This window comes from Psychrilyobacter sp. (genome assembly GCF_049671765.1).
Classification (GTDB): Bacteria; Fusobacteriota; Fusobacteriia; order Fusobacteriales; family Fusobacteriaceae; genus Psychrilyobacter.
Genome location: NZ_JBATVM010000195.1, coordinates 1 through 4,813, shown reverse-complemented (window position 1 = coordinate 4,813; position 4,813 = coordinate 1). Strand labels below are relative to the sequence as shown.

The window sequence follows — 4,813 nt, the reverse complement described above, 5'->3', positions numbered from 1 at the left end:
AATTTGGCAAGGAGAAATTTGGAATCGTAGAAAAAATGGAGAAATTTACCCTGAATGGTTAAATATAATGACAATAAATAACGAAGATAATAAAGATGAAATAGATTTTTATGTAGGAATTTTTTCTGATCTTTCCAACCAAAAACACGTAAGAGATCAAGTCCAATATTTAGCTTATTATGACTCCTTGACAGCTCTTCCTAATAGAGCATTATTTAATAGTAAAGCTAAAAGTCTAATTATAAATGCTGAGATAGAAAAGAAAAAAATAGGTTTTATTTTTTTAGATTTGGACAGATTTAAAAATATAAATGATGCTTTGGGTCATTATTCTGGAGATGAACTTTTAAAAAAAGTAGCAATAAGTTTAAAAAAAGTATTATTAGAGAACGAAATTATATCTAGATTTGGTGGAGATGAGTTTATGATTCTAATCCCTTCTTTTGATTTTATTGATGAATTAGATAAAAGAATCAAAAGTATATTAGGAGTATTTAAATTACCATTTCAAATAGATAAAAAAGAATTGTTTATAACTGCAAGCATGGGAGTGAGTCTTTATCCTATGAACGGAACCTCTATTAATGAACTTTTAAAAAACGCAGATACAGCAATGTATTTTGCAAAACGATCAGGAAGGAATATTTCTAAATTTTATACAAAAAATATGAATTCTAAATTTGTAAAAAATCTAGATTTAGAAAACAAAATGAGAGCTGCACTTAAAAATAATGAGTTCTATCTTGAATACCAACCTCAAGTGAGTACTGTCACAAAAGAAATTATATCTTGCGAGGCACTTATTCGTTGGAAAAGCCCTGATTTTGGCATCATTTCTCCAAATGAATTTATAAATATAGCAGAAGATAGTGGATTAATCCTTCCTATGACAAGGTGGATATTAGAAACAGTTTTTAATGAAGTTAAAAAAATAGTTAAATTAAATCCACATATATATATATCAGTAAATATTTCTGGATATCAGATAAAACATGGGAACTTATTAAAAATGATTGAAGATGTTTTAGAAAAAGAAAATATCAATTTAAATAATATCGAGTTAGAATTGACTGAATCTATGTTAATGGATGATATATCTAAAAATATTGAGACTATGTCAAAATTAAAAGATTTAAAGCTTAAATTAGCTATAGATGATTTTGGTACAGGGTATTCGTCTCTAAGTTACCTAAAAAAATTCCCTATTGATAAATTAAAGATCGATAAATCTTTTGTTGATGGAATTCCAAATAATGAAGATGATAATATAATAGTTAAAACAATTATTTCTATGGCTCATAATTTAGGTTTTAAAGTTACAGCAGAAGGTGTTGAAACTAAAGATCAATTTGAATTTTTAAAAGAACATAAATGTGATGAAATACAAGGATACTACTTTAGTAGACCTGTAGCCATAGAGAAAATTAAAGAATATATGGAAACAAATCAATTTAATATTATAAAATAATTTTTTTCTAAAGACTTTACTACATTTTTCAGAACTATCTAAAATAAAATGGATGATTTCAGCCAAGCTGAGATCATCCATTTTAATTAGTATATACCTAAATTATAAAAAATCAATTTAAAGTTGGAAAATAACCTTTATTTCCATCAATTAAGGCATCTAAAATTTCTTTTGCTTTATCAACAGAAGGAACTGTTGGATTAAGAGTTAAAGCTTGAAGCGCCTTATTGTATGAACCTTCTAAACATGCTTCTACAGTTAGTTTTTCAAAAGTATTTTGGGCATACATAAGTGCTTTATAAAATTTTGGTATTTCAATTTTTTTAGATGCTATAGCACCATTAGCATCTATTGTTCCAAAGGTTTCTATAACCATATCATCATCTAAATTAGTAAAAGTTCCATTATTAACAACATTAACCATAAACCGACCTTTAGTATTATGAGCTATTGCTATTGCTTGATTTACAATGAAATCACCATGTGCATCCATACTATCTTTCATTCCTAGAATAGTTCCTGCTTCTACTATTCTAGAGCATTCTTCATAAACACTCTTTCTTCTTCCATCCATAACTTCATTAGCCCTAGTATAGTTATGATTATATTTTTTTACTATTCTTTCTGGGAAATAATAATATTGCATATACGTTAATGGAATATATTCTGGGAAAACTTTAAGACCTTCTTTAATATTACTAAATGTAGAGATCCATGAATTATCTAAATGTCCAAAATCTACCATTGTCATTCCTTTTTCTGAAAGAAGAATATCTCTTAATTTACCTAAAAGTTCCTCTCCATTTTTATTTTTTATAGATGTATACCATCCAAAGTGATTCAGCCCAAAATATTCAAATATAAGATCTTCGTGTTTATAACCTAAAGTAGCGGCCATTGCCAATTCTTGAACTATTGGCATATCACAAATAAATAAAGAATTTGAGTCAGGGACTTCTCTTCGAACTGCCTCTGCCAGGATTGGTAATGGATTAGAATAATTTATAACCCATGCTTTAGGAGCAATTCTTTTAGCATCTTTTGTAATTTCAATTATTTCTTTTATAGTTCTCATAGCAAATGCAAATCCACCTGGACCGCAAGTTTCTTGACCGACTAAACCATGTTGTAGAGAAATTTTTTCATCTTTTTCTCTCATTTCAAGTCCACCAGTTCTGATTTGTGTGAAAATAAAATCAGTATTTTCAAAAGATTTTTCTCTATCTGTAGTCCATGTAACTTCTGTCGTATATCCCTTATCTTTAAAAAGAATCTTCAAGTATTGTCCCATTAATTCTAAATTTTCTTTATCAACATCCTGCAATATAAGTTTTTTTAACGGGATTTCCTTATTTTTATTCATCAAAGATTTTACTATTCCTGGTGTATATGACGAAGCTCCTCCAACAATTGTTACAATATAATTTTTCACTTTATTCCTCCTTAATTATTAAAAAAATTTGGTAAATATTTTCTATGTGATTTTAACATTTCGTCTAAAACAATTTGTCCTATTCTATCTGATGGAACTAACGGATTTAAGTTAAGAGCAGTTAAAGCCTTTATTCTATTGCCACTCACTGCAGCATCTGCTGTAAGCCTTTCAAAAGATTTTATTTGTCTCACTATACCTATTATTTCTTCTGGTAAATCTCCCATGGACAAGGGTCTAGCCCCTTCTTTTGTGATAACAGAACTTACTTCAACTACAGAGTCATAGGGAAGATTTGTAATTGCTCCTTTATTAAGCGTGTTTACAACTTGAATATCTCCTTTGTCATTAAAAATAGATGCTATAAGTTCACAAGCAGCATCACTATAATATGCCCCACCTCTTTCTTCTAGTTGTTTAGGTTTCGTTTTTAATTCGGGGTCTTTATATAGTTCAAATAATTTTGTTTCTATTTTTTTTACTATTTCTGCTCTAGTGCCATTATTATTAAAGTTTTCAATATCTTTTTTTAGCATATCTCCATGCTTCCAATAATATCTGAGATATGGACAAGGCATAACGTTTAATCCTTTAATGAAATCTGGATCCCATGGTTCAGCCATTATATTGGCCATGGATATATGTGAATCTGGTCTTTGAAGAGCTGCCATAGCTTCTTTTTTTATGTTTTTCCCATCTAAATAAAAATTCAAACCAAAAACCATATGATTTAGTCCTGCAAAATCAATTCTAAGTCTTTTAGGTTTTACGTCTAAAAGTTCACACATTCCTCTATGCATTCCCAATGGGACATTACATAAACCAATAAAATTTTTAAAATTAGTATGTCTAAAGACTGCTTCAGTCACCATCCCCGCTGGATTAGTAAAGTTTATAAGCCAAGCATTTGGGCACAAATTTTCTATGTCTCTTATTATTTCAAGTATTACAGGGATAGTTCTGAGGCCTTTAAAAAATCCACCTGCCCCATTTGTTTCCTGACCTAAAATCTCATGAGAAAGAGGGATTCTTTCGTCTTTTATTCTAGCTTCTAATAATCCGACTCTCAATTGTGTCGTTACAAAATCTGCATTTATTAGAGCTTCTCTTCTATCTAAACTTAACTTTATTTCCATGGGGATTCCTGCTTCTTTTACCATTCTTTTGGCTAAGTCCCCAATTATTTGGAGTTTCTCTTTTCCATCTTCTATATCTACAAGCCATAATTCTTTGATCGGGAGTTCTTGGTATCTTTTTATAAATCCTTCAACAAGTTCAGGGGTATAACTAGAACCACCACCAATAGTTACCACTTTTATTCCCATACTAAACCTCCTCTAAAATTTAACTACTGTATACTTGTGTACACAAGTTATACATACATATTATTTCATAATCATTGTTTTGTCAAGAATTCTTTTATAAAAGCTTTTAAAATTAAGTTAACATTTTAAATTAAATTTGATATAATTTATAAAAGTTATGTATACAGGGAGAAATTATGATTGATAAAAATTTAGATAGAGCTGTTTATCTTCAAATAGCCGATAGAATAAAATTTAAGATAGATGAAGAAGGACTAGTTGAAGATTCTGTTATAGAATCTGAAAATAAATTAGCTGAAATTTACCAAGTAAGTAGATTAACAGCAAGGAGAGCAACGGAACATCTTTTGAACCAAGGTTATCTTTATAGAATTAAAGGAAAGGGAACCTTTGTATCTAAAAGGGAAAAAATAAGTTATACTCCTCAAAAATTAAGAGGATTTACAGAAGAAATTTTAAATCTCAATATGACACCTAAAAATTTAGTGGTTGAATTTAGAATAATGGAAGCTACAAAAAAAGTGGCTAAAAAGTTAAAGATACCAGAAGGAGAAATGGTTTATTATATAATAAGAGTAAGGTGTGCAG

General features: G+C 29.1%; 4 protein-coding genes. 2 read left to right on the top strand and 2 right to left on the bottom strand.

The features are described from left to right. The coding region (locus WBG30_RS09770; protein ID WP_424504467.1) for a putative bifunctional diguanylate cyclase/phosphodiesterase at positions 1-1,468 on the top strand (1,468 nt) is incomplete at its 5' end. A 112-nt stretch (positions 1,469-1,580) separates the two neighbouring features. On the opposite strand, the gene WBG30_RS09765 is transcribed toward WBG30_RS09770, so the two are convergent. Continuing rightward, the gene (locus tag WBG30_RS09765) at positions 1,581-2,900 is read right to left on the bottom strand and encodes a 6-phospho-alpha-glucosidase (RefSeq protein WP_424504466.1); all 1,320 of its coding nucleotides are present in this window, start codon (positions 2,898-2,900) and stop codon (positions 1,581-1,583) included. Positions 2,901-2,911: 11 nt separating this feature from the next. Beyond that, positions 2,912-4,225, bottom strand: a complete 1,314-nt coding sequence (locus WBG30_RS09760) for a 6-phospho-beta-glucosidase (RefSeq protein WP_424504465.1) — start codon at positions 4,223-4,225, stop codon at positions 2,912-2,914. Between the two features lie 176 nt (positions 4,226-4,401). Between WBG30_RS09760 and WBG30_RS09755 the strand changes: the two genes are divergently transcribed. After that, positions 4,402-4,813, top strand: a 412-nt coding sequence (locus WBG30_RS09755) for a GntR family transcriptional regulator (protein ID WP_424504464.1), incomplete at its 3' end; no start/stop codon positions are given.